This is a genomic window from Azoarcus taiwanensis, from assembly GCF_012910885.1.
Lineage (GTDB): Bacteria > Pseudomonadota > Gammaproteobacteria > Burkholderiales > Rhodocyclaceae > Azoarcus_F > Azoarcus_F taiwanensis.
The window spans coordinates 1-25,326 of the sequence record NZ_WTVM01000038.1; the positions used below are offsets into that span (position 1 = coordinate 1).

27 protein-coding genes and 1 tRNA gene are annotated in these 25,326 nt (G+C 63.6%); 18 read left to right on the forward strand and 10 right to left on the reverse strand.

Annotated features, from left to right (window positions below):
• From GPA21_RS08120 to ftsY, 3 genes are all read right to left on the reverse strand, one after another.
• The coding region (locus GPA21_RS08120; RefSeq protein ID WP_339379858.1) for a cell division protein FtsX at window positions 1–444 on the reverse strand (444 nt) is incomplete at its 3' end.
• Window positions 438–1,103, reverse strand: coding sequence for a cell division ATP-binding protein FtsE (locus GPA21_RS08125; RefSeq protein WP_168987706.1), 666 nt, complete (start codon window positions 1,101–1,103; stop codon window positions 438–440). The genes GPA21_RS08125 and GPA21_RS08120, both read right to left, overlap by 7 nt.
• Window positions 1,100–2,146 carry a signal recognition particle-docking protein FtsY gene (ftsY, locus tag GPA21_RS08130; RefSeq protein WP_168987707.1) on the reverse strand — a complete coding sequence of 349 codons (1,047 nt, stop codon included), beginning with the start codon at window positions 2,144–2,146 and terminating at the stop codon, window positions 1,100–1,102. The genes GPA21_RS08125 and ftsY overlap by 4 nt, the downstream gene beginning before the upstream one ends.
• A gap of 141 nt (window positions 2,147–2,287) precedes the next feature.
• Between ftsY and GPA21_RS08135 the strand changes: the two genes are divergently transcribed.
• Genes GPA21_RS08135 through GPA21_RS08155 form a run of 5 tightly spaced genes read left to right on the forward strand, consistent with a single transcriptional unit; the run spans window position 2,288 to window position 6,301 of the window.
• Window positions 2,288–3,658: a M16 family metallopeptidase gene (locus tag GPA21_RS08135; RefSeq protein WP_168987708.1), complete on the forward strand. Its 1,371-nt coding sequence runs from the start codon at window positions 2,288–2,290 to the stop codon at window positions 3,656–3,658.
• Window positions 3,659–3,668: 10 nt separating this feature from the next.
• A complete protein-coding gene (locus tag GPA21_RS08140; protein ID WP_168987709.1) occupies window positions 3,669–5,009 on the forward strand; it encodes a M16 family metallopeptidase in 1,341 nt (446 codons plus the stop codon).
• The gene (gene rsmD / locus GPA21_RS08145; RefSeq protein ID WP_168987710.1) at window positions 5,006–5,545 is read left to right on the forward strand and encodes a 16S rRNA (guanine(966)-N(2))-methyltransferase RsmD; all 540 of its coding nucleotides are present in this window, start codon (window positions 5,006–5,008) and stop codon (window positions 5,543–5,545) included. Before GPA21_RS08140 ends, rsmD begins: the two co-directional genes overlap by 4 nt.
• Window positions 5,542–6,033 (forward strand): pantetheine-phosphate adenylyltransferase, encoded by a 492-nt coding sequence (gene coaD, locus GPA21_RS08150; protein WP_168987711.1) that lies wholly within the window; start codon window positions 5,542–5,544, stop codon window positions 6,031–6,033. The genes rsmD and coaD overlap by 4 nt, the downstream gene beginning before the upstream one ends.
• A gap of 13 nt (window positions 6,034–6,046) precedes the next feature.
• Window positions 6,047–6,301, forward strand: a complete 255-nt coding sequence (locus tag GPA21_RS08155; RefSeq protein ID WP_168987712.1) for a YfhL family 4Fe-4S dicluster ferredoxin — start codon at window positions 6,047–6,049, stop codon at window positions 6,299–6,301.
• 48 nt (window positions 6,302–6,349) lie between these two features.
• Here GPA21_RS08155 and GPA21_RS08160 read toward each other — a convergent pair whose 3' ends face one another.
• Complete coding sequence (locus tag GPA21_RS08160) at window positions 6,350–8,320, reverse strand: dynamin family protein (protein WP_168987713.1); 1,971 nt, start codon at window positions 8,318–8,320, stop codon at window positions 6,350–6,352.
• A 144-nt stretch (window positions 8,321–8,464) separates the two neighbouring features.
• Window positions 8,465–9,280 (reverse strand): bifunctional DNA-formamidopyrimidine glycosylase/DNA-(apurinic or apyrimidinic site) lyase, encoded by an 816-nt coding sequence (gene mutM / locus GPA21_RS08165; protein ID WP_168987714.1) that lies wholly within the window; start codon window positions 9,278–9,280, stop codon window positions 8,465–8,467.
• Window positions 9,281–9,439: 159 nt separating this feature from the next.
• Here mutM and GPA21_RS08170 point away from each other — a divergent pair, with 159 nt between their 5' ends.
• The 7 genes from GPA21_RS08170 to pth all read left to right on the forward strand — a co-directional run bounded on the left by GPA21_RS08170 (window position 9,440) and on the right by pth (window position 15,055).
• Window positions 9,440–11,155: a tetratricopeptide repeat protein gene (locus GPA21_RS08170; RefSeq protein WP_168987715.1), complete on the forward strand. Its 1,716-nt coding sequence runs from the start codon at window positions 9,440–9,442 to the stop codon at window positions 11,153–11,155.
• Window positions 11,155–11,754 carry a lipoprotein insertase outer membrane protein LolB gene (gene lolB / locus GPA21_RS08175; RefSeq protein WP_168987716.1) on the forward strand — a complete coding sequence of 200 codons (600 nt, stop codon included), beginning with the start codon at window positions 11,155–11,157 and terminating at the stop codon, window positions 11,752–11,754. The genes GPA21_RS08170 and lolB overlap by 1 nt, the downstream gene beginning before the upstream one ends.
• Window positions 11,751–12,593 carry a 4-(cytidine 5'-diphospho)-2-C-methyl-D-erythritol kinase gene (gene ispE, locus GPA21_RS08180; protein WP_339379859.1) on the forward strand — a complete coding sequence of 281 codons (843 nt, stop codon included), beginning with the start codon at window positions 11,751–11,753 and terminating at the stop codon, window positions 12,591–12,593. The genes lolB and ispE overlap by 4 nt, the downstream gene beginning before the upstream one ends.
• Window positions 12,594–12,608: 15 nt before the next feature.
• Window positions 12,609–12,685: transfer RNA gene (locus tag GPA21_RS08185), tRNA-Gln, on the forward strand.
• Window positions 12,686–12,764: 79 nt separating this feature from the next.
• Window positions 12,765–13,715, forward strand: coding sequence for a ribose-phosphate pyrophosphokinase (locus tag GPA21_RS08190; protein ID WP_168987717.1), 951 nt, complete (start codon window positions 12,765–12,767; stop codon window positions 13,713–13,715).
• Between the two features lie 79 nt (window positions 13,716–13,794).
• Window positions 13,795–14,403, forward strand: coding sequence for a 50S ribosomal protein L25/general stress protein Ctc (locus tag GPA21_RS08195; protein ID WP_168987718.1), 609 nt, complete (start codon window positions 13,795–13,797; stop codon window positions 14,401–14,403).
• A gap of 37 nt (window positions 14,404–14,440) precedes the next feature.
• Window positions 14,441–15,055, forward strand: coding sequence for an aminoacyl-tRNA hydrolase (gene pth, locus GPA21_RS08200; RefSeq protein WP_168987719.1), 615 nt, complete (start codon window positions 14,441–14,443; stop codon window positions 15,053–15,055).
• Between the two features lie 42 nt (window positions 15,056–15,097).
• On the opposite strand, the gene GPA21_RS08205 is transcribed toward pth, so the two are convergent.
• On the reverse strand, window positions 15,098–15,973 hold the full coding sequence (locus tag GPA21_RS08205; RefSeq protein ID WP_168987720.1) for an ATP adenylyltransferase family protein: 876 nt from the start codon (window positions 15,971–15,973) through the stop codon (window positions 15,098–15,100).
• A gap of 182 nt (window positions 15,974–16,155) precedes the next feature.
• Between GPA21_RS08205 and ychF the strand changes: the two genes are divergently transcribed.
• The 3 genes from ychF to GPA21_RS08220 are packed head-to-tail and all read left to right on the forward strand — an operon-like array spanning window position 16,156 to window position 18,671.
• Window positions 16,156–17,247 (forward strand): redox-regulated ATPase YchF, encoded by a 1,092-nt coding sequence (gene ychF, locus GPA21_RS08210; RefSeq protein ID WP_168987721.1) that lies wholly within the window; start codon window positions 16,156–16,158, stop codon window positions 17,245–17,247.
• Between the two features lie 7 nt (window positions 17,248–17,254).
• Window positions 17,255–18,202, forward strand: a complete 948-nt coding sequence (gene gluQRS, locus GPA21_RS08215; RefSeq protein ID WP_168987722.1) for a tRNA glutamyl-Q(34) synthetase GluQRS — start codon at window positions 17,255–17,257, stop codon at window positions 18,200–18,202.
• A complete protein-coding gene (locus GPA21_RS08220) occupies window positions 18,195–18,671 on the forward strand; it encodes a CoA-binding protein (protein WP_211163491.1) in 477 nt (158 codons plus the stop codon). The genes gluQRS and GPA21_RS08220 overlap by 8 nt, the downstream gene beginning before the upstream one ends.
• Window positions 18,672–18,687: 16 nt before the next feature.
• Here the strand turns inward: GPA21_RS08220 and clsB are convergent, their stop codons facing one another.
• On the reverse strand, window positions 18,688–19,845 hold the full coding sequence (gene clsB / locus GPA21_RS08225) for a cardiolipin synthase ClsB (RefSeq protein ID WP_168987723.1): 1,158 nt from the start codon (window positions 19,843–19,845) through the stop codon (window positions 18,688–18,690).
• Window positions 19,842–20,591: an endonuclease/exonuclease/phosphatase family protein gene (locus GPA21_RS08230; protein WP_168987724.1), complete on the reverse strand. Its 750-nt coding sequence runs from the start codon at window positions 20,589–20,591 to the stop codon at window positions 19,842–19,844. The genes clsB and GPA21_RS08230 overlap by 4 nt, the downstream gene beginning before the upstream one ends.
• Window positions 20,592–20,669: 78 nt before the next feature.
• Here GPA21_RS08230 and GPA21_RS08235 point away from each other — a divergent pair, with 78 nt between their 5' ends.
• Together GPA21_RS08235 and GPA21_RS08240 are read left to right on the forward strand one after the other, a co-directional pair.
• Window positions 20,670–21,764, forward strand: coding sequence for a RuBisCO large subunit C-terminal-like domain-containing protein (locus GPA21_RS08235; RefSeq protein ID WP_168987725.1), 1,095 nt, complete (start codon window positions 20,670–20,672; stop codon window positions 21,762–21,764).
• Window positions 21,765–21,768: 4 nt separating this feature from the next.
• Window positions 21,769–22,221: a cupin domain-containing protein gene (locus tag GPA21_RS08240; RefSeq protein WP_168987726.1), complete on the forward strand. Its 453-nt coding sequence runs from the start codon at window positions 21,769–21,771 to the stop codon at window positions 22,219–22,221.
• 77 nt (window positions 22,222–22,298) lie between these two features.
• Here GPA21_RS08240 and nadA read toward each other — a convergent pair whose 3' ends face one another.
• Window positions 22,299–23,399, reverse strand: coding sequence for a quinolinate synthase NadA (nadA, locus tag GPA21_RS08245; RefSeq protein ID WP_168987727.1), 1,101 nt, complete (start codon window positions 23,397–23,399; stop codon window positions 22,299–22,301).
• A gap of 108 nt (window positions 23,400–23,507) precedes the next feature.
• Window positions 23,508–23,960: a rhodanese-like domain-containing protein gene (locus GPA21_RS08250; protein ID WP_168987728.1), complete on the reverse strand. Its 453-nt coding sequence runs from the start codon at window positions 23,958–23,960 to the stop codon at window positions 23,508–23,510.
• Between the two features lie 55 nt (window positions 23,961–24,015).
• Between GPA21_RS08250 and GPA21_RS08255 the strand changes: the two genes are divergently transcribed.
• Window positions 24,016–25,194, forward strand: coding sequence for a cation diffusion facilitator family transporter (locus GPA21_RS08255; RefSeq protein ID WP_168987729.1), 1,179 nt, complete (start codon window positions 24,016–24,018; stop codon window positions 25,192–25,194).
• Window positions 25,195–25,326: the final 132 nt, after the last annotated feature.

Genomic DNA, 25,326 nt, shown 5'->3' on the forward strand with positions numbered 1-25,326 from the left:
GTCCCAGGCACCGAAGCGCTCATGCAAAACGGCGTAGAGCTCCGGTTCCCCGCCGCGCGGCACGACGACGAAAGCATCCGGCAAGGGGTTGGTTGCGAGCCCGCCGAGCACATCGCCCAAGCCGCTCTGCTCCAGTTGTCGCAGCGCCTCGTCGCGCGACACGAAGCGATAGCTCGCGACCTGTGCGTCGGCCTGCAGCCGTCGTTCGATCGCGGCGACGCCAGCGTTGTCGACCGCGTCCCGCATGAAGATGCTGATCTCGGGCGTCCCTGACACACCGCGTGCCAGGGTCGACACGTTGTCGAGCAGCAGATACCCGGCGGCCGGCAGGGACAGCGCGATACCGACGACCATCGCAGACAACACCGTACCCACAGGCTGGCGCACCAGCCGTCGCAGGGCCTGCAGGGCCGCGCGCAGATGCAGTTGCACCCAGCTCAACACGCCGAATCCCCGACCAGGATGCCCTTTGCCAGCGCCAGTCGGCGCGGCCTGTAGGCGTTGAACAGGCTTTCGTCGTGGGTTGACACGATGACCGTCACGCCGGCCTCGTTGAACGACTTGAACAAGGCCGCGATTTCCCCCGCATGCGCGCGGTCAAGGTGGGCGGTCGGCTCGTCGGCGATCAGGATGGACGGCCGGTTCACGATCGCCCGGGCAATTGCCACCCGCTGCTGCTCACCGCCCGAAAGACCTGCCGGCATCTCACGCTCGCGCCCGCCAAGCCCCACGCGCTCCAGCGCCGCGGCGACCCGCCTCTCTACGTCCCTTGGCGGATGACCGGTGATCACCAGTGGCAGCATGACGTTGTCCAGTACGCTGCGATCGAACAACAGCCGACTCTCCTGCAGGACCAAGCCGAGATTGCGGCGCAGATAAGGAATCGCTGCCGGCCGCAGGCGAGACACATCCTGCCCGTTGATGCGCACCACGCCGTCGGTCGGCCTCTCGATGACCGGAATCATCTTCAGCAGTGTGCTCTTGCCGGCACCCGAGTGCCCGGAAAGAACCACAAACTCACCGTGACGGATCTCGAAGCCAACTCCGGCGAGCGCCACATAGTTGCCCGGGTAGCGCTTGACGACGTCCTCGAAGACGATCATTCGGCCGGCGTATCGGCGCCCGTCCCTGGCGAGCGCGCGAACACGGCGTCGACAAACTCGCGGGTGCGGAACGGTTGCAAGTCGTCGATACCTTCACCGACACCGATGAACCGCAAGGGCTTGGGCGACTGACGCGCGATCGCCGCGACCACGCCACCCTTGGCGGTACCGTCAAGCTTGGTCAACACCAGCCCGGTCACACCGATCGACGCATCGAAAGCCTTCACCTGGGCCAGCGCGTTCTGCCCGATGTTGGCGTCGAGCACGAGCAGCACTTCGTGTGGAGCGCCAGCGTCGGCCTTGCCGATCACGCGCTTGACCTTGGCGATCTCCTCCATCAGGTGCAATTGGGTCGGCAGCCGGCCGGCCGTGTCGGCGAGCACGATGTCGATGCCTCGCGCCTTGGCGGCATTGACCGCGTCGAAAATCACTGCGGCGGAGTCACCCGAGTCCTGCGCGATGACGGTAACGCCGTTGCGCTCGCCCCAGGTCTGCAGTTGCTCACGCGCAGCGGCGCGGAAAGTGTCGCCGGCGGCCAGCAGCACGCTCTTGCCCTGTGCCTGGAAATGCTTGGCCAGCTTGCCGATGGAGGTCGTCTTGCCCGAACCATTCACCCCCGCGATCATGATGATGAAGGGGCTGTGTCCGCTGACTTCGAGCGGTTGCTCCAGCGGCAAGAGAATGTCGGTGAGGCTTTCCGCCAGCGCCTCCTGCAGCTGATCGGCGGTTTCCAGACGGTCGCGCTTCCAGCGCTTGCGCAATTCGTCGATGAGGTGCTGCGTGGCCTCGACACCGCAATCGGCCATGAGCAGGGTGCTCTCCAGCTCCTCGAGCAGGTCTTCATCGATCTTGCGGCGTCCGAACAGGCTCGCCAGGCCACCGCCGAACTGTTGTCGGGTACGGCTCAACCCCGCCTTCAAGCGCTCGCCCCAGGACGGGCGCGCAGTGGTTGTTGCGGCCTCGACGGCCGCTGGCATGGCCTCGCTTGCAGCCTGGCTGCCTTCTACTTCGGACTTGGGGGATTTCTTGAGGAAACCAAACATGGCGGTTCCGGTCTCTAGGGACGTTCAGCGTTCGGATTGACAGGTTGACGTTAAGATTCGCCCCGGCCGGCGACCCCGCCGGAGCGAAGCCGGGCATCCGAACGAATCGGCCGCAAATTCTATCAGATGCAGGACTTACGAATGTTTCATCGACTTGCCGCACTGACTACGCTGCTTGCCACCGCCCTGGTTCTAGGCGCCCCTGCCGCAGCCAACCCGTTCGAAACCACGCTCGACAACGGCATGAAGATCATCGTCAAGGAAGACCGACGAGCGCCGTCCGTGGTGCACATGGTGTGGTACAAGGCCGGGGCCATGGATGAGCCCGACGGCGTGTCCGGTATCGCCCACATGCTCGAGCACATGATGTTCAAGGGCACCGAAACCCTCGGCCCCGGGGAGTTCAACCGGCGAGTTTCCGCGGTCGGCGGTCGCGACAACGCCTTCACCAGTCGCGACTACACCGCCTACTTTCAGCAGGTACCGCCCGAGCATCTCGAGCAGATGATGCAGCTCGAGGCGGATCGCATGGCCAACCTCAAGCTCGCCGAAGAACAGTTCCTGCCCGAGGTCGAGGTCGTCAAGGAAGAACGGCGCCTGCGTACCGACGACAACCCCCGCGCGTTGCTGTTCGAACAACTCATGGCCACTGCGTTTCTGTCCCACCCCTATCGCCGGCCGGTGATCGGCTGGATGGAGGACATCGAGACCTACACCATGGCGGATGCCCAGCGCTGGTACGACGACTGGTATGCTCCGAACAACGCGACGCTCGTGGTCGTCGGGGACGTGGATCATCAGGCGGTGATCGAGCTCGCCCGGGCACACTATGGCACCATCCCCTCGCGGGTCCTGCCGGGGCGCCGCATTCCCGCCGAGCCACCACAGCGCGGCCCGCGCAACACGGTGGTGCGAGCCCCCGCCGAACTGCCGATGGTCGCGCTCGCCTGGCATGCACCAACCCTGCGTGCTCCCACCCAAGATGAAGACGCCTACGCCTTGCAGGTATTGTCGTCGGTGCTCGACGGTTTCGACGGCGCACGCCTGCCCCGTCACCTGGTGCGGGAGCAGGAAATTGCGGTCGCGGCCGGCGCGAGCTACGGGGGCACTGGTCGCGGCCCCTCGCTCTTCCTGTTGATGGCCACGCCCGCTCAGGAGCGCAGCGTCACCGAAGTCGAGCAAGCCCTGCTCGCCGAGATCCGGCGCATCGCCGACGAAGGCATTGCGGAGGACGAACTGCGGCGGGTCGTTACCCAGGCAGTCGCCGGGCAGGTGTACAAGCGCGACTCACTGATGGGCCAGGCGATGGAGATCGGGTTCCTCGAACTCGCCGGTCTTTCCTGGCGCGACGAGGAGGCCTTGCTCGATGGCATACGCCGTGTCACCGCCGATCAGGTTCAAGATGTAGCCCGCCGCTTCTTCGATCCGGACATGATGATCCGGGCCGAACTGGTTCCGCTGCCGCAAAGCACCACCACGGCCGCTCGTGTTTCTCCCCTGCTTCGTCACTGAGTGAATCCGCATGACCACGAAAAGCATCCGAACACTCATCGGCGGCACCCTTATCGCCGCGCTCGTCATCACCCTGCCGGCGTTGGCCGGCCCGCAGATCGAGCACTGGCAAAGCGAATCCGGCGCTCGCGTGTTCTTCATCGAGAGCCGCTCGCTGCCGATGCTCGACATACGGGTGGATTTCGCAGCCGGTAGCGCATACGAACCGGAAGGACTGGAAGGTCTCGCGAGCATGACCCGCGGATTGCTCGAAACCGGTATCGAGGGGCTGGACGAACAGGCGATCGTCGAGCAGATCGCGGACACCGGTGCGCAGATCAGTGGCGACACCGATCGTGACCGCAACAGCCTGGTGCTTCGAACTCTCTCCAGCGCGACCGAGCGCGACGCCTCCGTCGATCTCGCGGCGCGCCTGCTGGCGACCCCAAGCTTCCCCGAGGCCGCACTCGAACGCGAGCGCAACCGCAGCATCGCCGGCCTGCGCGAAGCCTTGACGCGCCCCGCCACACTCGCAAGCCGCGCCTTCTCAGCCGGGATTTATCCCGAGCACCCCTATGGGCGCCAGACGACACTGGAGTCTCTAGCGCGGATCGACCGCGACGCGCTGGCGGACTTTCATCGCCGCTACTTCGTCGCCAGCAACGCGACGGTCACCATCGTTGGCGACATCGACCGCGCCGGCGCCGAACGGATCGCCCAGCGCCTCACGGCCGCACTGCCACGCGGCGAAGCGGCTCCACCGCTCGCCGAACCGAAAATGCCGGAGGCACGCGTCGAGCGGATCGCCAACGCCTCCGCCCAGGCCCACATTGCAGTCGGACTGCCCGGCATGGGTCGCGAAGACCCTGACTACTATCCACTCCTGGTCGGCAATCATGTGCTCGGAGGTGGCGGCTTCACCTCACGACTCACCAAGGAAGTCCGTGATGCACGCGGCTACGCCTACAGCGTGTTCAGTTTCTTCCATCCGCACCGTGTCGCAGGCCCGTTCCAGATCGGCCTGCAAACCCGCGGCTCCCAGGCGGAATCGGCGCTTGCGGTGGTGTCGGAGGTGCTCGCGGCCTTTACCGCAGACGGACCCACCGATGATGAACTCGGCGCGGCGCAGAGCAATATCATCAACGGCTTCGGCCTGCGTCTCGACTCCAACCGCAAGATCCTCGATCATGTGGCAATGATTGGTTTCTACGGGCTGCCTCTGGACTGGCTGGACACCTACACCGACCACATCGCCGCGGTAACCGCCGAGCAGATTCAGGACGCGTTCGCCCGCCGTATTCGGCCAGAGCATCTGGTGACGATCATCGCAGGCGGTGATGGAGATCGTCCAGCCGAAGTGACAAGCAATTGAGCCGGGTCCGTATCGTCGGCGGGCAGTGGCGATCGCGCTTGCTGCCGGTAGCGAAGGTGGCCGGTCTTCGCCCTACCCCGGACCGTGTTCGCGAAACACTCTTCAACTGGCTGGGTCAGGATCTGACCGGTCTCAGCTGTCTCGATCTCTTCGCCGGCACCGGCATCCTCGGCTTCGAGGCGGCCTCACGGGGCGCCGAACACGTCACCATGGTCGAGTGCAACCCTGCCGCCCATGCTGCATTGCGTGATGCCATAAAGACCCTACAAGCCTCGCAAGTAGAGCTTATTCGCGGCGATGCGGTAGAATTCGCGCGAAAGCAAACCCGGCGCTACGATCTGGTCTTCCTCGACCCGCCCTATCATCAGGGCTGGCTAAAGCGAATCCAGGGCTCGCTGGGGGATTTGATCGAACCTGAAGGTTGGCTGTACGTAGAGGCCGAGACTCCAATCGACACTCTCGGCCAATGGCGCACCATCCGCTCCGGCAGAGCGGGACAGGTGTGCTTCCAACTGATGCGAGGACAGGACGAATGAAGGAAGCCATAGCGGTCTATCCAGGCACCTTCGACCCATTTACCCGGGGGCACGAAGACCTGGTGCGGCGTGCCGCGTTGCTGTTCGATCGCGTCATCGTCGGCATTGCCGAGAGTCGGGCCAAGGCACCGCTGTTTCCGCTCGAAGAACGTGTCGAGATCGCCCGCGAGATTCTCGCACCATTCGGTAACGTCGAAGTTGTCGGTTTTGACGGCCTGCTGATGGATTTTCTGCATGCACGGGGGGCACGCGTCATTCTCCGCGGCTTGCGTGCAGTGTCGGACTTCGAATATGAGTTCCAGATGGCGGGCATGAACCGAAAACTCTACCCGGACGTCGAGACCGTGTTTCTGACGCCAGCGGACGAGTACATGTTCATCTCGGCCACCATGGTGCGCGAAATTGCGCGTTTAGGGGGCGATGTCGCAAAGTTCGTCCAACCTGCCGTTCTCAGGCGGCTCGCTGCAAAGATCAACTTGAAACAATAGAAGGGAATCGAAAATGGCTTTGATGATCACCGACGAATGCATCAACTGCGATGTGTGCGAACCGGAATGCCCCAACGGCGCGATATACCAGGGCGAGGAAATCTATCAAATCGACCCGAACAAGTGCACCGAATGCGTCGGCCACTTCGACGAGCCGCAGTGTCAGCAAGTCTGCCCGGTGGACTGTATTCCCCTCGACCCCGACCGGGTCGAGTCCAAGGAACAGCTGATGGAGAAGTTCCTCAAGCTGACCAATCAGGAAGGCTGAGCACGCTTGCCGGCCAGGGGCCCGGGCCTCGCCCGGGCCGCAATCCGATCAGGCGGCCCGGATGGCTGTATCCTCGCCTGACTCGAGGGTGATGTCTGCGCCCCCGAAAGCCGCCAGAATTGCAGCCTCCATGCGTGCGAGTTCGTCCAGCTGCGCAACCAGGAGGTTGTCGGACTGGAGCAACTCCTCCACCCTGTTTTCCAGCGTATCAGTCGCTTGATGGATACGCTTGACGCTCTCCAGCCGCCGCTTGAGCTGTAGCTGGTACTCGCGCACCTGGGTTTCCAGCGGCGCCATCACTACCCGCAACCACTGCTCGACGTCACGATTCGCGCCTTCGAAGGTCTTTCGCGCCTGCAAGGCCACGGTTTCGAAGAACTTCTGCGTCAGGGTGTGCTTCTCCGTTGTCACAAGGGTCAGCGTGGTATTGATCTGGCGGTTGAAAGCAGCCTCGAGCCGGTCGAGCTCCTTCTCGTAGCGAAGCGTCGAGAACCCCTCGGGCCGGCTAAGCTTCAGACCGTGCTCGACACTGAACCGCTTGTACATGGAATCGAGCATCGAGGTGATTTCGCCGATCTCCTGGGTCGAGCGAGCGAGGTTGGCACGCAAACCGGTGAAGAACCCCTCCATCGCATCGCGCAGCCCTTTTGTGAAGGTCGATGCATCCATCGCCTCGCGAGTTCTGCGGGTTTCATCCCTGATTGCGTCGAGCCCGAGGTGCGCCAGCAGGTTATTCGTGAGCGTGGAAAAGACACTGCGCACCGCGTAGTATTTTTGCAGACCCTGCTCGAACTCGGTCTTCTCGGTGCGGATCTTGCGCATCATGTATTCGATAACGTTCTGGTTCTTGCCGCGCAAGTCGGTCAGCTCGCGCAGCTGCTCGTGCAGGCCTTCCAGACGCGCTTCGAGCAGCTCCCTGGTCTGACGCACCAGCTCACCGACCTCCGCCAGCGCGTTGTCTCGCACGATTTCGCGCTTGGTGGGCAGGACATCTTCGACCAGCGCTCGCTCGAGATCGGCGATACGGCTGCGCGCCACGAGGGCTGTATCGCCATTGATGCGCCCGACCAAGCCCTTCTGGGCTGAAACCGGGAAGACCTGGGCGGCTGGCAGATCGAGTGTCGCGGCCACCCGGGACACCTGACGGGAGATCTCCTCCTCGATTCTGGCGTCCTCACGCAGCCCGTCCCACAAGCCGTCAATCTTGTTCAGCACGACGAGCTCACCGCGGCCGGGATTGCGTCCGTTGCGCACGTAATCTCGCCATACCGCCATGTCGCTCTGGGTCACGCCGGTATCGGCAGCCAGCACAAACAAGACGGCATGCGCGTTTGGCAGCAGGGAGAGCGTCAACTCGGGTTCAGCACCAATGGCGTTCAGACCGGGGGTGTCGAGCACCACCAGCCCCTGCTCCAGCAAAGGGTGCGGTATCGAGATGAGCGCGTGACGCCAGCGCGGGATCTCGACCATCCCGTTGGAGTCCGGTTTGAGCCCGTTCTCGCCGGTGGGGTCGACATCGAAACCAAGCTCGCGTGCGTCCTCGTAAGTGACGCGCTCGGTCTCGCCCACTCGTGCGAGCGCCTGCTGCAAGCTCGCCGCGGACGAGGGGTCGAGCGGATGCGCGGTCCATCTGTCCGGCTCACGCCGCAACTCGCTGACACTCGCGTCCGTCCGACGGGTCTCGATCGGCAACAGCCGAATCTCCGGCTGCGCCCCGGGCTGCCATTGCAGTTCAGTGGGGCACATCGTGGTCCGCCCGGCACTGGAGGGCAACACACGGTCGCCCAGGTCCGAGAAGAAGATCGCATTGATGAGTTCGGACTTGCCGCGCGAGAACTCGGCGACGAAGGCAATCGTGAGCCTGTCCTCCTTCAGCCGCTCGAGGACATACTGCAGGCGGAGGTCCACCTGGGCGTCACCGACATCGGAACGGCTCAACCATTGACGCAGATCGGCTACCGTCGCACTGGCGTGCTCCCGCCAGGCAGAATAGGCAGCAAAGTCGTTGGCCAGACTCATGATGATCGCTCTCCGTTATCCCGCGACAACATGCCGCAGCCTTGAAGAATAGCATCTAAGCATAACCCCGGCGCTGTCGCTTTCCAAGCAATCGCGGGCACTGACGACGAGCGGGGCCCGGATGCCGACCAATGGCACTATTGTTCAGCGGCGCTGACAGTGCGGGCACCAGTAAGTCGCCCGCTGCGCGAGCAGTTCACGTCGAACCGGTTTCCCGCACACCCTGCAGTCCAGGCCTGCACGCGAGTAGACGTAGTACTGCTGCTGAAAGTAGCCGGGACGACCATCGCCACCCACGAAATCACGCAAGGTACTGCCGCCGGCCGCAATCGCATTCTCGAGGGTTTCCCTCACTGCGGCGACCAGTCGCGCACAGCGCACCTTTCCCAAGCTGCCAGCTGGCACCAACGGATGGATCCGGGCGCGGAACAGACTCTCCGATGCATAGATATTGCCGACTCCGACGACACGCCTGGCATCCATCAGCACGACCTTTATCGGAGCACGCAAGCCGCGTGTCGCGCTGTACAGATACTCACTGTCAAAGCCCTCCCCGAGTGGCTCGGGCCCAAGCGACGCGAAAGCCGGATGGTTCAGCCCTTCTCCGGCTTGCCACAGCATCATGCCGAAGCGACGTGGATCTCGAAGTCTCAATGAACGCGGACCGAACACGATATCCACATGATCGTGCGGCAAGGGCGCGTCTTCTGTCGCCACCACCCGCAAACTGCCGGACATGCCCATATGCACAATCAGGCAACCGGTATCGAAATCAAGCAGGAGGTACTTCGCCCGGCGACGCACTTCACACAATGTCTGGCCGGCGAGCAAAGCGCCGAGGTCGGGAGGCACCGGCTGGCGCAAGCGATGGTTGCGAACCACCACCCCAGTCGCCCGGCTGCCAAGCAAGGGTTCGCGAATGCCGCGACATGTGGTTTCCACCTCGGGCAATTCCGGCATTCTGAAGACTCCGATTGCAGGGTTACAGGCCGACCGGCTTGCTCGCCCGGTGCGATTGTGCCTAACATGCTGCGAACCCGGACGGCTTTTCAGGCTCATATACAGGCGCAGCCCACATTGTAAGGCCCCACCCATCCGGACCTGCCTGGACACAAACGCATGAATTTCAAACTCGCCTGCATGGCCGCGGCCCTCGCGGCCTCCGGCTTTCTGATTGCTCCCGCCCCAGCCCATGCCCCGCCTGGCGAAGCCCCCGCCGCCACGGCCAATCTTCCGCTGCAGGAGCTGACGCCGCAAACGCTGTTCATGTTGCTGCTTGCGGAAATCGCCGGCGCAAGGGGAGAGTTCGGAGTCTCGGTCGATGCCTACATCGAGGCCGCACGTGAGACTCGTGACCCTCGCATCGCCAAGCGCGCCACCGAGATCGCGCTCTTCGCCCGCGACATCGACGCGGCTGCTGAGGCTGCGCGTTTGTGGAACGAAGCCGACCCCGATTCGGACGAAGCGCGACGGGTGCTCGCCGGCGTCCTCGCCAGCGGCGGGGAGCGTCTCAACGAAGTGCAGATTCAGCTCGCTCGCATTCTTGCCGAACATCCCGACCAGCTCGAACAGAACCTGCTCGGGCTCAATCGCGCGCTGGCGAGAGTCCAGGAAAAGATCATCGTTCAGTCCATCGTCAACCGACTCACCGAGCCGTATCTACGCACCGAACCAGCTGCGCATTTCGCACGCGCTCAAGCTGCGGCAGCGGTGGAGGATGGACTCTTCGCCCTCAACGCCCTCAATGGCGCCCTCAACCTTCGCCCCGACTGGGAACCGGCGGTGCTCTTCAAGGCGCAACTGCTCGTGCAGCTTGACTCCACGCGACAGGCGCTCGAGCTGCTGAACGACTTCCTGCATGCGCACCCGGACAGCCGCCAGGCTCGACTGACTTATGCGCGCGCACTGGTTTCCGCGCACGAATTCGAAGCCGCTCGCGAGGAGTTCGCCACCCTGCTCACGGACGCGCCGGAGGACTACGATCTGCTCTATGCGGTCGCCGTCATTTCGTCGCAGATCGGCGATATCGACACCGCAACGGAAATGTTCTCGCGCGCAATCGACGCGGGGCATCCGGATAGTGACGGCATCCGCATGAATCTGGGCCAGATCGCCGAACGACACCGCGACAACGAGGGCGCCCTGTATTGGTATCGCTCGGTGCAGATCGGAATGCATCACCTCGATGCTCAGCTTCGCATCGCTGTGCTGACAGCGCGCCAGGGCGAGGTTGATGCGGCGCGACTGCTGCTGCGCAGCCTGCCGGCTGAAGCGGAAGACGTCCGCCGGCTGCTGTTCGCCGAGACCCTGATACTGCGTGAGGCGAATCGCTACGACGAGGCACTCGAACTCGTGGACGAGGCGCTGAGGGCCGAGCCTCGCAACCCGGAACTGCTCTACGAATCTGCCATGCTCGCCGAGCGCCTCGACGATATCGAGCTGATGGAAAACCGCCTGCGCCGCCTGATCGCGATCGAACCAGACCACGCTCATGCCTACAACGCGCTCGGCTATACGCTTGCCGACCGGAACCTGCGCCTGGACGAAGCCCGCGATCTGATCCTGCAGGCACTCGAGATCGCACCTGACGACCCCTACATTCTCGACAGCATGGGCTGGCTGCTGTTTCGTCAGAACGATCTCGAGGGCGCACTCGCCTATCTTGAGCGCGCCCATGCACTGCGGCCCGATCCCGAGATCGCCGCCCACCTCGGCGAAGTCCTGTGGCTGATGGAGCGCCGCGACGAGGCGCGCCGGATCTGGGAAGACGCTCAGCGCGCCGACCCGGACAACCAGACTCTCACCGACACCATCGAGCGACTCCTCGAACAGTGATGATCCTGAGAACGCGGTACGCAGCTACCCGGCCTGGCAAGTGGCTGACGACAGCTACGCTCGTCATCCTCTCCGGTTGCGCCACGCTCGCCCCACCGTCCGACGTTGCGGAGGCAACCCGGGATACCGTCAGCGCATTTCTGCTCGAGGCGCGTATCTCCGCCACCGACGGAGAACGTGCGGCCAGTGGCAGACTCGAGTGGGAGCACACAGCCGAGGCGGACAGCTGGCTGCTGTTCAGCCCACTTGGCCAGGTGGTTGCCCAACTCGTCGCGACGAACGCCGGCGCGACCCTGCGAACGGCTGACGGGCAGACGCTGACCGCGCATTCAGCCGAAGCCATGCTGCCCGAACTCCTCGGCGTGCCCGCCCCCGCGGACGGTCTGGCGCACTGGGTTCAAGCCGTACCGAGATCCGGAGCCCGGGTGCTGGCCAGCGATGCGGCCGGGCGGCCGGCACGAATGAGTGACGCTGGCTGGATCATCGACTATTCCGAATACGTTTCGGAATCGCCCGATGCAATGCCCAGGCGAATCGACGCGCACTGGGGCGATGCGCGCATCCGGCTCGTCATCGACCACTGGGTGGTGTCACCGTGAATCGGCTGAACGACTGTCCGGCGCCGGCCAAACTCAATCTGTTCCTGCATATCATCGGCCGGCGAGCGGACGGTTACCACCTGCTGCAATCGGTGTTCCGGCTCATCGACCGCGCCGACACGCTATCCTTCGAAGAGCGCGGCGACGGATGCATTGAGTTGGCCTCACCCATTCCCGGCATACCGCCCGATCGTGAGCTGTGTGTCAGGGCTGCGACATTACTGCAGAAGACCACTGGCTGTTCGCGGGGTGCGACCATCCGGCTCGACAAGCATTTGCCGATGGGGGGCGGGCTCGGCGGCGGCAGTTCCGACGCCGCGACCACGCTGATCGCACTGAACCGCCTTTGGGGAACCGGGCTGCGCCTAAACGAACTGGCCGCTATCGGCCTGCGCCTGGGCGCGGACGTGCCCTTCTTCATAGCTGGGCGCGACGCTTTCGTCGAGGGAATCGGCGAGCGCATCACGCCTGTCGAACTCACCCCCGCCCGCTATGTTGTGATCGTCCCTCCGGTAGAGGTACCGACCGCTGCAATTTTTGCAGCGGGGGAGTTGACGCGAGACAGCGAACCCATCAAAATTGCGGACTTCGCTTCACGGCCCACGCGGAATGACCTTCAGGCAGTCGCCTGCAAACTTCATCCGGCGATAGGCGAGGTGATCGAGTGGCTGGGGCAATACGCGCCGGCCAGAATGACCGGATCGGGTGCATGCGTCTTCGCACAGGTACATGATGAACTCATGGCCGCACGCATCATCAAGTCCTGCCCGCCGCACTGGCGTGCGTGGCAGGCCGGCTCGCTCGCTCGGCACCCGCTTTACGAGTGGCTCGATAGTTGAGCGAAACAGGTTTCTTGGGGAGTCGCCAAGTCGGTTAAGGCACCGGATTTTGATTCCGGCATTCGAGGGTTCGAATCCTTCCTCCCCAGCCAGACAACCCGGGCAGGCCTTGTGCCTGCCCGAGTCGTTTGAAGCGTAGTCACAGTTCTTTTCGGCTCTGGAGTATCGGTCATGCCCCGTGGCAGCCTGATGGTCTTCACCGGCAACGCCAACCCAAAGCTTGCCGCCGACGTCGTACGACGTCTCGGCATCTCGTTGGGTTCAGCAACGGTGGGACGTTTTTCCGACGGTGAAGTCAACGTCGAACTTCTCGAGAACGTCCGCGGCAAGGACATCTTCGTTCTCCAGCCCACCTGCGCGCCGACCAACGACAACCTGATGGAACTGCTGGTGCTCGTCGATGCGCTCAAGCGAGCCTCGGCAGGTCGAATTACGGCAGCCATGCCCTACTTCGGCTATGCGCGGCAGGATCGTCGGCCGCGGTCGGCACGCGTGCCGATCACTGCGAAAGTCGTCGCCAACATGCTGCAGGTCGCCGGCGTGCAACGTCTGCTGACGATGGACCTTCACGCGGACCAGATTCAGGGCTTCTTCGACATTCCGGTCGACAACGTGTACGCCGCACCGGTGCTGCTCGCAGACCTCGACAAGCAAAAATACGACGATCTGCTCGTGGTCTCGCCAGACGTCGGCGGCGTGGTCAGAGCACGCGCTTTCGCCAAGCGTCTCGAGTGTGATCTCGCGATCATCGACAAGCGCCGTCCCAAGGCAAACGTGTCCGAGGTCATGAACATCATCGGCGAGGTCAAGGACCGCACCTGCGTGATCATGGACGACATCGTCGACACCGCCGGCACGCTGTGCAAGGCAGCCACCGCGCTCAAGGAAAACGGTGCCCGCCGCGTCATCTCCTACTGTACCCACCCGGTACTGTCGAACGCCGCGGCGGCCCGGATCGCCGACTCGGATCTCGACGAGCTGGTGGTCACCGACACTATTCCGCTGCAGGACGATGCCGCGAACTGTTCACGGATCCGCCAGATCTCGGTGGCGTCGCTGATGGCCGACACCATGCTGCGCATCAGCAACGAGGAATCAGTGTCGTCGTTGTTCATGGAATAATTTTTCGCCGTCGCGCAAGCGGCGGTGTTCCACCCGCTCGTCTGGTCGCGGACGGGCGAAACCAACCAGGAGTAAAGCAATGCAAATCGAATTCAAGGCCACCAAGCGTGACCTGCAGGGAACGGGTGCGAGCCGCCGCCTGCGTCGCGCTGGCCAGCTGCCGGGCATCATCTACGGTGCCGAACAGGACGCCACCCCGGTCACGCTCGACCACAACGAGCTCTACCACCTGATGCGCAAGGAAGCCTTCCACGCATCGGTGCTGACCATTGACCTCGACGGCAGCAAGGAGTCCGTCATCCTCCGTGATGCACAGTGGCACCCGTACAAGCAACAAGTACTGCATGTCGACTTTCAGCGCGTGAGCTCGACCGAGAAACTGCACATCAAGGTGCCGCTGCACTTCGTCAACGGCGATACCAGCCCTGCAGTCAAACTCGCCGGCCAGATGATCTCGCACGTGATCAACGAGATCGACGTCAGCTGCCTGCCGAAGGATCTGCCCGAGTTCATCGAAGTCGACCTCAGCAGCCTCGAGGCAGACCATTCGGTGCACGTCACCGACATCAAATTGCCGAGCGGTGTCGAGATCGTGCACCACGGAGAAGGCGACCCGGTCGTCGCAACCGCGCTCAAGACCGGCGGTAGCAGTGAAGGCGCCGCCGAAGGTGAGGAAGGGGGCGAGTGACGCACCTGCCGCGCAAGCACGAGGGGGGCCAGCGGGAATGAGCCAGATCGCTCCGCGACTGGTCGTCGGACTCGGCAACCCCGGCGCGCAATACACCGAAACCCGGCACAATGCCGGGTTTTGGTTTTGTGAGCGCCTGGCCGACAAGCTCGGCACCCGCTTCTCGTTCGAATCCCGTTTTCACGGCCTGGTGGCCAATGCCCGTGAAGCCGGCGTGTGGCTTTTGATGCCACAGACTTTCATGAATCGTTCCGGGCAGGCGGTGGGGGCACTCGCCCGCTTCTACCGTATCCAGCCGGCGGAAATTCTCGTCGTCCACGACGAGCTCGACATACCACCCGGTCAGCTGCGACTGAAGTTCGGCGGCGGCCTCGGCGGCCACAACGGCCTCAAGGACTCTTCGGCCCATCTCGGCACCAACGACTACTGGCGCCTGCGCATTGGCATCGGTCATCCAGGCGACCGTAACGAGGTGGTCAACTTCGTGCTCAAGCCACCCAGACGCGAAGAGCGGGAGGCCATCGACGAGGCGATCGACAAGGCTTTGTCTGCATGGCCGCAGATCCAGCGCGGAGAGCTCACCGCGGCTGCCTCAAGACTCAACGTCCGCCCCAAGCCTGCCAAACCAGCGAAAACACCCGACGGCGGCTGAACCGTCGCCGGGGAGGATGATCGCCGGCCGGGTCAGTCTCGCTCAGCAGCCAACCGCAGCCATGGCCTGAAGCGGCCCCACGCTGCGTATCGCATCTATCTGATCGCGATGGCGCGTGTACAACGTGCCACCGAAACACACCGCGCTGAACGAAATCCCCTCGAAGTGCTCACGGCTGCGCGGCAGCATGAGCAACCAGCCATCTCCGAGCAACAAATTGCACGGCGGCAGCAAGCCGTCCGGCCCCGGCGCCAGGTCCAGCTCGGCCCGAGCACGCTCGAATCCGGCATGCATGCTCGCGCCGGCACGATCCACCGCAACGCCCTTGCCGCATTCGACCCGCACGAAGCAGTGCTTCATCGCAAGCGCGGGGTGCCTGGCGACGGTTTGCGGTTCCGCGTCCGTCGGCAAACCCGGTGCATACAGCTTCAGGCTCGCGTTGCCGGGCGCTTCGGGTATCCACTGGACATGCTTGTGACGCTGACTCGCGCCCGCCTCCACGCCGCCGTTGTACAGACCAAGCCCGCCGGCCTCGCCCATGATTGTTGCCAGCGCGTCGAAGTCGATTCGCACCAACGGCGACAACTGCTCTTCGAATTCACGTCGCGCAAGCACCAGGTGCCGTGCGCAAAGCGGAAACTTGTTGAGGATTGCGACATGGGCCTCGCCCACCGGACCGACGGTCAACGCCGGATCCGGGTTCAGAAACGGGTTGAAGGCCGGGTCGCGCGGACCACCCGGAACTGCAACATCCTTCTTGACCGCGTCTTTGGCCGCGAGCGACGACACCCAGCGCACGATGAACCGCATACCACCGTCGGTCATCTCCGTTTCGTCAGCTTGCACCGGCTGCAGGTCTCCACTCGCCAACGCCGACGCGCTACGCACGTCGATCGCATCCATCCAGTTTCCGTTCATTTCTCCTCCTGTTGTTGCCCGGACGGACCGGGCGCCCGACCCCAAAGGGTCAATTCTCGACGGGATCGGCCCGCACAGCAGTGTCGCGGGCGTTGTCGGTCACGGTACAATCGCAAGTTTTCCACTCAAGATCAAGGCGCTGGCAGTCCCTCGGACCTGATCGTGGCATCACAAGGATTCACATGAGCCTGAAATGCGGAATCGTCGGCCTGCCCAACGTCGGCAAGTCGACCCTCTTCAACGCCCTGACCAAGGCCGGCATCCAGGCCGAGAACTACCCGTTCTGCACCATCGAACCCAACGTCGGTATCGTCGAGGTGCCTGATGCGCGTCTTGCGCAGCTCGCCGAGATCGTCAAGCCGCAGAAGATCCAGCCCGCCATCGTCGAGTTCGTCGACATCGCCGGTCTGGTGGCGGGTGCGTCCAAGGGTGAAGGGCTGGGCAATCAGTTCCTCGCCAACATCCGCGAAACCGATGCGATCGTTCACGTCGTGCGCTGCTTCGAAGACGAGAACGTGGTACACGTCTCCGGCAGCGTCGATCCGATCCGTGATATCGAGGTCATCGACACCGAGCTCGCGCTGGCCGACATGGCCACCGTCGAGAAGGCTCTCGCCCGCTACCGCAAACCGGCCAGCGCAGGCGACAAGGAAGCCAAACTGCTGGTGGCGGCGCTCGAAAAGTGCCTCGCCCAGCTCAACGAGGCCCGTCCGGTGCGAGCACTCGATCTTTCCAAGGAAGAACGCGCCAATCTGAAGCCCTTTTGCCTGATCACCGCCAAGCCTGTGCTCTACGCAGCAAACGTCGCCGAAGACGGCTTCGAGAACAACCCCAGGCTCGATGCGGTGCGCGAACATGCCGCCGCCGAGGGCGCGCAAGTGGTTGCCCTGTGCGCTGCGATTGAAGCGGAGATCGCCGACCTCGAGGACGCCGACAAGAAGGACTTCCTCGAATCCATGGGCCTGGATGAGCCAGGTCTCGACCGGCTGATCCGGGCCGGATACAAACTCCTCGGGCTGCAAACCTACTTCACCGCCGGCGTGAAGGAGGTGCGCGCCTGGACGATTCACGTCGGCGACACTGCCCCACAGGCGGCAGGCGTGATCCACACCGATTTCGAACGCGGCTTCATCCGGGCCCAGACCATCGCCTTCGACGACTTCATCCAGTACAAGGGTGAAGCCGGCGCGAAGGAGGCCGGCAAGATGCGCGCCGAGGGCAAGGAGTACGTCGTGCGCGACGGCGACGTCATGAATTTCCTGTTCAACGTCTGACCGCTCCATGGGGATGGCGGGCGGCCACTACGTCGGGCGTTTCGCCCCCTCCCCCACCGGACCGCTACACTTCGGCTCGATGGTTGCCGCGATCGGCAGCTATATCGACGCCCGCGCAGCCGGCGGTCGATGGCTCCTGCGCATCGAGGATGTGGACGCACCCCGCTGCAGCCTGCAGGCAGAGACCGACATTATCGCCACCCTCGAGCGATTCGGCCTCGAGTGGGATGGCCCGATCGTTTGCCAGCGCGACCGCATCGCCCACTACCAACAGGCACTCGATCGTCTGCGCGACTGCGGCGCGGTGTTTGGCTGTGCCTGCACCCGTCGCGAGATCGCTGACTCAGCGCTGGCGCGCGACGGCTCGCGCGTTTATCCCGGCACCTGTCGTGATGGACTGCCACCAGGGCGCAGCGCCCGCGCCTGGCGGGTGCGCGCGGCCGGCGACATCCGCTTCATTGACCGCATCCAAGGTGCACAGCACGAGGCACTGGAAAGCGAGGTCGGCGACTTCGTCCTGCTGCGCGCTGACGGCCTGTTCGCCTATCAGCTCGCCGTCGTGGTCGATGATGCGATTGACGGCATCACGGATGTGGTGCGCGGCGCCGACCTGCTCGACTCGACCGCGCGACAGATCCACCTGCAGCGCCTGCTCGGATATCCGACGCCCAGGTACGCACACCTGCCGGTAGCGGTCAATCCGGCCGGCGAAAAGCTCTCCAAGCAGACACTCGCGCCCGCAGTCAGCGACGACGCGGTGGAAGCCACGTGGCTGGCGGTGCTGCGCTTTCTCGGTCAGAATCCGGATGAGGCGCTTGCCAGAGCGGGGCTGAACGAAATCCGAGCCTGGGCCGTGGCGAACTGGTCGCCGGCCAAGGTGCCTGCGCAGCGCATCGAGACGGCGCCCAAAGCCTATTTAGGCCCCACCGACCCACCGGAACGCGAACATGATTGACGATATCGCCGGCCTGCGTAGCCTGCTGCTCGAAACCCGCACCATCGCGGTGGTGGGTTTGTCGGCCAACTGGCATCGCCCCAGCTTCTTCGCGGCGAAGTACATGCAGGAGCGTGGCTACACGATCGTGCCGGTCAACCCGGCCTACGACGAGATCCTGGGGCAGAAGTGCTATCCGAGTCTGCGTGACATTCCGATACCGATCGACATGGTGGACGTGTTCCGCAAGCCCGAGGATGTGTTGCCACTGGTCGACGATGCGATCGCCATCGGCGCCAAGAGCTTCTGGATGCAACTCGGCGTGATCAACGCGGAAGCGGCGCAACGCGCCGAGGCCGCCGGCATGAAGGTGGTCATGGACCGCTGCGTGAAGATCGAATACGCACGACTGTTCGGCGGACTGAACTGGTTCGGCGTCAATACCGGCGTGATCTCGGCCAAACGCCCTCCGGTGCCGACACGCGGCTGAACCCGTCCACACCGGCTCAGTGCTTGCCGCGAAAGCCGGCCACACCGATCGCCAGGCGGACGAACTGATACGCCAGCCAACTCGCGAGCCGACGCATCATGGGCAACCGGCGCAGCGTCTCCAGCCGCAGCTCGACTGTACCCTCGCGCATCGCAGCCTCGAGGCTTTTTCGCAGCTTTCGGGCGAACGCCGCGTCATCCACGACGACATTGGCCTCGCGCGCCAGCAAAAGACTGAAGGGGTCGATGTTGCTCGACCCCACGGTCGCCCAGCTCTCATCGATCACCGCAACCTTGGCATGCAGGTAGCTGCGGTGATACTCGTAAAGCCGAATGCCACGACCGAGAAAGTAGGGATAGAGCGCCCGGGTTGCGTAGGACAGCACCGGGTGATCCGACAAGCCCTGTAGCAACAGCTTCACACTGACACCTCGCGCGGCCGCAACCGTCAGCGCCTGGCGAAATCGCCTGCCCGGAAAAAAGTAGGCTGATGCAATCACCACCTCGCGACGCGCAGCCGCAATGGCCGCGAGGTAAGCATCCTCGATGTCACGGCGATGCCCGAGGTTGTCGCGAATCACAAAGGCTGCTCTCACCTCGCCGGCCGGAGCGACATGCGCCGGAGTGCGAGTGCGCATCGGCTGGCGCTGTCGCAGGTTTGCCCACGACACCAACCACCAGAGGCGTCGCACGCTCGCCACCACCGACGCCAACAGCGGACCCTTGAGGTGCACAGCATAGTCATAGCGCGGATGCACCGAGCCGCGCACCGGCACATCGTCGATGATGTTGATGCCGCCGACGAAAGCTTCGCGCGCGTCGATGACCACGATCTTGCGATGCAGCCGGCGCAGGCGATGGCGACGAAGGGACAGCGCGCGAATCTCCGGCCGGTAGATCAGCACCGAAGCGCCACTGGCCTCCAGCACCTTCTGGAGATGCTCAACGAAAGGGCGACCGCCGAAGCCATCGACCATGACGTTGACTGCCACGCCTCGCCTTGCCGCCCGGCACAATGCCTCAGCCATGCGACGTCCGGTCTCGTCGTCCTCGAAGATGTAGGTCTCGATGTGGATCTCATCGCGAGCGCGATCGATCGCCGCTTCCAGTGCCGGGAAATACTGCAGGCCGCATTCGAGCAGCTCGACCTGATTGCCCTCGCAGTAATCCGTCACCCGGCGAACTCCAGTTCCGCCGTCAGCGCAGCGTGGTCGGAGATACGCGACCAGGGCAACCCGGCATGCACCTGGGCCGCATGGATATCGAATCCACGCACGTAGATGCGATCCAGGCTCAGCACCGGGGCGCGACTCGGGTAACTCTTCGCGAGACGCCCGGTGCCGCTGCGAAAGGCTTCGACCAGCCCCAGCCGCTTGACGAGCAGATGCTCTGCGCGATCACGCCAGTCGTTGAAATCCCCCGCAATGATCAGCGGCGCACCGTCGGGAGCGAGCTGCTCCATACGCTCAGCCAGGGCTTCCATCTGCCGCCTTCGGCTCCCCGCCATCAGCCCCAGATGCACGCAGACACAGTGCAGCACCTGGTTGCTACCGGGTAATTCCACCTCACAATGGAGCAGCCCGCGACGCTCGAAACGGTGGTCGGACACATCCTGGTTATGCTCGGAGAGGATGGCCAACCGGCTGAGGATCGCGTTGCCGTGGTGCCCATGGTCGTAGACCGCATTCTTGCCGTAGGCGGCCTGGTGCCAGACCTCCTCCGCCAGAAACTCGTGCTGTGGATTCAGCGGCCAGTTGGCATGAGTGATCTCGTGGCGCACATGCATACCCTGGACCTCCTGCAGAAACACGAGGTCAACATCCAGCGTGCGCAGACGCTCGCGCAGGTCGTGGATCACCATGCGACGGTTGAACTGGGAAAAGCCCTTGTGAATGTTGTAGGTGCAGACCCTGAGTTTCATGCCTGGACTCCGGAAACGTGGGGCGCTGAGGCGCCCGCTATAATCACGCTCCAATGTTTCATATATACCAAATTCCACATGAACAGAATGCAGGTCGTGTATCGGGTTGCAGGCTCCGCCGGAGAGATCGAAGCCCGCGCCCGTGCCATCGCGGTCGAACAGAGCATCGAGATGCCGCCCCATGCGGTGCGCAACCACCGTGTCAGCGCTGAGGTGCTGGGCAGGGTGGAGCAAATCGTCGCAGACGGGCCGGATCACTTTCTGGTGACGATCAGCCTCGCCCTGGAAACCACCGGCTTCGAAGCCGGCCAGATGATGAACATGTTGTTCGGCAACAGTTCCCTGCACCCGGATCTTACGTTGCTCGACGTCGATCTCGAGGTGCAGGCCGCCTCCCGCTTCGGCGGTCCGCGCTTCGGACTGGACGGACTTCGCCGGCTGGTCGGCGCCGGCAAACGACCATTGACCTGCACCGCACTCAAACCGCAGGGCAGCACGGTAGAGGAGCTCGCCGAACTAGCCGGCCAGTTCGCCGAGGCCGGCATCGACATCATCAAGGACGACCACGGCCTGGCCGACCAGCACAGCACTCCGTTCGCCCAGCGCGTGGCCGCGGTGCAAGAGGCGGTAGATGCCGCGAACCGTGCAAGCGGCCACAGGACACTCTATGCGCCCAGCCTCACTGGCGGTCCGGCGCGCCAGCGCAAGCAACTGACGGTTGCAAGAGAGCTTGGTGTCGGCGCCCTGCTCATCGCTCCAATGATCTCCGGATGCGGAGCACTGCAGGAACTGGCCGACGAGGGGGTGCCGATTCTTGCTCACCCGGCGCTGGCTGGCGCTGCCCGGATTTCGCCGACGCTGCTGCTGGGTAAGCTCTTCCGCCTCTTCGGTGCAGACGCGGTGATCTACCCCAACCATGGCGGCCGCTTCAGCTTCGCGCCAGCGCTTTGCCGCGACATTGCTCGCACTGCGCGTACCGCCTGGGCGGGTCTCGCTTCCAGCGTGCCGGTACCGGCCGGAGGGATGCACCCCGACCGGGTCGAAGAGCTGGTGGAGTTCTACGGCCGTGACGTGATGCTGCTCATCGGCGGCGCGCTGCTCGAGGCCGAGGACACCCGCGCCGCCGCGAGCGCCTTTGTGCAGCGGGTTGCACTATGCGAACACAGAGGTTGAGGTCATGAAGGACGATTCATCCATTCGCAAGGCATTGCCGGACGGCAGCTGGCAGCAGGTGGAGCGGCTGGACTACAAGCCCGAGGGCTCCGCCCCGTTCCGCGACATCAGCCGACAACTGCTGTTTCGCACCGACGGACTCGGCTGCGAGCTACGTTACTTCGAGATCGCTGCTGGCGGGCACTCCACCCTGGAACGTCATGAACACGAACATGCGGTAATGATTCTGCGAGGCCGCGGCGCCTGTTTGGTGGGCGAGACGGTTTGTTCCGTCGGTGAACATGACCTTGTCCACATCCCACCGATGACCTGGCACCAGTTCCGTGCAGCTGACGACAACCACCTCGGCTTTCTGTGCATGGTGAACGTCGAACGCGACCGACCTCAGCTGCCGGATGAGACCGAGCTCGAGCGGCTCAAAGCCGATCCGCTGATCGCCGCCTTCATTCGCAGCTGAACAGCCGCCTGCCGCACAAACGAACAGGCCCGCGCCAGTACCGGCGCGGGCCTGTTCGTTTCGCTCACCCGAAAGACTCAGGACACTTCCAGCATGCGCTGGAGCGCGAGCCGTGCGAGCTCAGCCTCATGTTCGGGCACCCTGATCTGGTTGACCACCTTGCCCTCGACGAGGTTTTCCAAGGTCCAGGCGAGGTGCTGGGGGTCGATGCGCTGCATCGTCGAGCACATGCACACGGTCGGCGCCATGAACTGCACCGTCTTGCCCTCGGGCTTCATTTCCTCGGCCAGACGATTGACCAGGTTGAGCTCGGTGCCTACCAGCCACTGCGTGCCCTCAGGCGCGGCCTTGATGGTGTTGATGATGTATTCGGTGGAGCCGACGTAGTCCGAATTGCGGCAGACGTCGAGATTGCTCTCCGGGTGGGAAATGACCAGGCCATCGGGATGCTGCATGCGCCAGCGGCGGATGTGGCTCTCCTGGAACATCTGGTGCACCGAGCAGTGCCCTTTCCACAGCAGGATCTTCGCCTTGCGGATCTGCTCCGGCGTAAGGCCCCCGTATTCCAGATCGGGATCCCACACGACCATGTCTTCGAGCGGGATGCTCTTCTTGAAACCGGTCCAGCGACCAAGATGCTGATCCGGGAAGAACAAGACCTTCTCGCGTCGCTCGAACGCCCAATCGAGAATCGTCGGTGCGTTGGTCGAAGTGCAAACGATGCCGCCATGCTCACCGCAAAAGGCCTTGAGGTCGGCGGCCGAGTTGATGTAGGTCACCGGCGTGATGATGTCGTCCGGCGTCTCGAGCACTTCGGTGAGCTCACGCCAGCAACGGGTGACCTTGGCAAGGTTCGCCATGTCGGCCATAGAGCAGCCGGCCGCGAGGTCTGGCAGGATCGAGATCTGATGAGGTTTGGACAGCATGTCGGCCACTTCGGCCATGAAATGCACGCCACAGAAGACAATGAACTCGGATTCGGTCTGCGATGCAAGCCGGGCAAGCTTGAGCGAATCACCGGTCAGATCGGCATGCTGGTAGACATCGGCCCGCTGGTAGTGATGGCAAAGCAGCACCGCACGATCTCCCAGCTTTGCACGGGCTGCGCGGATGCGTTCCTGCGCCTCCTGGTCCTGGAGCACGTTGAAGCGGTCGAAACTGATGCTTGCGACTTGCATTGTCTTGTATCTCTGCTTTCTGAGTGGTTGACTAAGAGTCCGGGATGCAGCCGGGGGTTGCATGGTTTACACGCCGGAAACCCGATTCCTCTCGCTTCACGGGAGTGTTCAACTCTGTTGCCAGGGCAGGCCGGCATGCCGCCAGCCACCAATCCTGTTGCGGTGGCCTTCGGCGTCCTTGTCACCCTCGAAGCCTTCGAGGATGTTGTAGGACTCGAGATAACCCGCCGCAGTCGCGGCACGGGCTGCATGGTCGGAGCGCGCGCCCGAACGACAGAGGAACATCACGAGGGCCTCGCTATCGACCTCGCGTTGGAGCTGCGCCAAAAACGAGGGGTTTGGCTTGCTTCCCGGATACGTGATCCATTCGATCTCAACGGCGCCGGGCACGCGACCCACCCAGTCGAGCTCGGCGCGGGTACGAACGTCGACAACCTTGGCGCCGGGGGCGAGTTGCCACACCTCGTTCGCCTCCGCCGGCGTCAGTGCGCCAGCATAGGGGAGGTTCAGCATCTGGGCGCGCTCACGCGCCAGATTCAGCAAATCGCTCAGTTTGCCCATGATGTGCATACGGATAGAATGAGTTGATTCATTAGTATACAACCATCCGCCCACGATGAATTCCCCGAAGGCTCCGGCCTCATCGCCTCCCCCACCCGATGCACGAGCGCGCGCGCGGAGCATCCAGCGGGTGACACTGGTCGCCGTGCTGACCAACAGCCTGCTCGTGTTAGGGCAGATGGTGGTCGGAATCTTCGCAAACGCGTTCAGCCTCGTTGCCGACGCAGTGCACACGTTATCCGACCTGTTCACGGACGCAATGGTTCTGCTAGCCGGCCGCAAGGGGGGCGAGCCTGCTGACCGCGAGCACCCGTATGGCCACGGACGTTTCGAGACCGCTGCGACGCTGATCCTGGGGACGATCCTGGCAGCAGTCGGGCTTGGCTTTCTGTGGAGTTCAGGCATGCGACTTCAGGCCATGGAAAGCGCGGCGCCGGTGCACCAGGCAGCGCTCTGGATGGCCGGCGTCACGCTGCTCGCCAAAGAGGGCCTTTTCCGGTTCACGCTCGCCGCGTCGCGACGTCTCAAGGCCCCCTTGCTGGAAGCCAACGCCTGGCACGCACGGTCCGATGCAGCCTCGTCACTGGTTGTTGCGGCAGGCATCGGCGGCAGCCTCGCAGGCTACCCCTTTCTGGAACCACTGGCCGCTGCAGTCGTGGGATTCATGATCCTGAACATGGGTCTTCGCCTCGCATGGCGCGCGATGCGCGAGCTGGTCGACACTGGACTACCCGACGAAGCAGTCGAACGCATCGGCGACACGATACGCGCCACGTCGGGCGTGGTCGGGGTGCACGACATCCGGACACGTCGTATGGCTGACCGGGTCTTGTGCGACACGCACGTACAGGTCGATCCGCACATCACCGTATCCGAAGGGCATCGCATCTCGGATGCGGTCTACTTCCGGATTCGCGAAGCCCACCCCGAAGTAAAAGACGTGCTGGTCCACATCGATCCCGAGGACGACGGCGACCTGCAGACGCCGCCGCCCGGCCAGCCTCCCGAGCGTGCCGAGATTCACGCCGTGATCGAGAAGATCCTGGCGCGTACCGCCAGCCTGCGCCGTATCCAGGTGCACTACCTCGGACACCGCATCGAGGTTGAGGTCATGCTCGCGGCAGCCCACCTGTCGCAAAGCGAAACCGATGCACTGAAAGAGCGCACCGAAAGGCTGCTCGAAACCGATCCCCGTTTTCGCGCAGTCACCTTTTTCGTGCAAGTCGCACCATGACGGTGCAAACTAGTACATGACCGCACCTTGTTAGTGCATTCACTTGTTGCCTTGCGACCCAAACTGAAGCGCTTGTTCTCCAAACCCTGACTGAAGCCCACAGCACCGAATCGTCGCGAGCCGTCACGCCTC

Excerpts from the sequence above, each read along its gene's own strand:
- GPA21_RS08125 (WP_168987706.1), bottom strand. The coding sequence starts at position 1,103 with ATGATCGTCTTCGAGGACGTCGTCAAGCGCTACCCGGGCAACTATGTG.
- ftsY (WP_168987707.1), bottom strand. The coding sequence starts at position 2,146 with ATGTTTGGTTTCCTCAAGAAATCCCCCAAGTCCGAAGTAGAAGGCAGC.
- GPA21_RS08135 (WP_168987708.1), top strand. The coding sequence starts at position 2,288 with ATGTTTCATCGACTTGCCGCACTGACTACGCTGCTTGCCACCGCCCTG.
- GPA21_RS08140 (WP_168987709.1), top strand. The coding sequence starts at position 3,669 with ATGACCACGAAAAGCATCCGAACACTCATCGGCGGCACCCTTATCGCC.
- coaD (WP_168987711.1), top strand. The coding sequence starts at position 5,542 with ATGAAGGAAGCCATAGCGGTCTATCCAGGCACCTTCGACCCATTTACC.
- GPA21_RS08155 (WP_168987712.1), top strand. The coding sequence starts at position 6,047 with ATGGCTTTGATGATCACCGACGAATGCATCAACTGCGATGTGTGCGAA.
- GPA21_RS08160 (WP_168987713.1), bottom strand. The coding sequence starts at position 8,320 with ATGAGTCTGGCCAACGACTTTGCTGCCTATTCTGCCTGGCGGGAGCAC.
- mutM (WP_168987714.1), bottom strand. The coding sequence starts at position 9,280 with ATGCCGGAATTGCCCGAGGTGGAAACCACATGTCGCGGCATTCGCGAA.
- GPA21_RS08170 (WP_168987715.1), top strand. The coding sequence starts at position 9,440 with ATGAATTTCAAACTCGCCTGCATGGCCGCGGCCCTCGCGGCCTCCGGC.
- lolB (WP_168987716.1), top strand. The coding sequence starts at position 11,155 with ATGATCCTGAGAACGCGGTACGCAGCTACCCGGCCTGGCAAGTGGCTG.
- GPA21_RS08190 (WP_168987717.1), top strand. The coding sequence starts at position 12,765 with ATGCCCCGTGGCAGCCTGATGGTCTTCACCGGCAACGCCAACCCAAAG.
- GPA21_RS08195 (WP_168987718.1), top strand. The coding sequence starts at position 13,795 with ATGCAAATCGAATTCAAGGCCACCAAGCGTGACCTGCAGGGAACGGGT.
- pth (WP_168987719.1), top strand. The coding sequence starts at position 14,441 with ATGAGCCAGATCGCTCCGCGACTGGTCGTCGGACTCGGCAACCCCGGC.
- GPA21_RS08205 (WP_168987720.1), bottom strand. The coding sequence starts at position 15,973 with ATGAACGGAAACTGGATGGATGCGATCGACGTGCGTAGCGCGTCGGCG.
- ychF (WP_168987721.1), top strand. The coding sequence starts at position 16,156 with ATGAGCCTGAAATGCGGAATCGTCGGCCTGCCCAACGTCGGCAAGTCG.
- gluQRS (WP_168987722.1), top strand. The coding sequence starts at position 17,255 with ATGGGGATGGCGGGCGGCCACTACGTCGGGCGTTTCGCCCCCTCCCCC.
- GPA21_RS08220 (WP_211163491.1), top strand. The coding sequence starts at position 18,195 with ATGATTGACGATATCGCCGGCCTGCGTAGCCTGCTGCTCGAAACCCGC.
- GPA21_RS08230 (WP_168987724.1), bottom strand. The coding sequence starts at position 20,591 with ATGAAACTCAGGGTCTGCACCTACAACATTCACAAGGGCTTTTCCCAG.
- GPA21_RS08235 (WP_168987725.1), top strand. The coding sequence starts at position 20,670 with ATGAACAGAATGCAGGTCGTGTATCGGGTTGCAGGCTCCGCCGGAGAG.
- GPA21_RS08240 (WP_168987726.1), top strand. The coding sequence starts at position 21,769 with ATGAAGGACGATTCATCCATTCGCAAGGCATTGCCGGACGGCAGCTGG.
- nadA (WP_168987727.1), bottom strand. The coding sequence starts at position 23,399 with ATGCAAGTCGCAAGCATCAGTTTCGACCGCTTCAACGTGCTCCAGGAC.
- GPA21_RS08250 (WP_168987728.1), bottom strand. The coding sequence starts at position 23,960 with ATGGGCAAACTGAGCGATTTGCTGAATCTGGCGCGTGAGCGCGCCCAG.
- GPA21_RS08255 (WP_168987729.1), top strand. The coding sequence starts at position 24,016 with ATGAATTCCCCGAAGGCTCCGGCCTCATCGCCTCCCCCACCCGATGCA.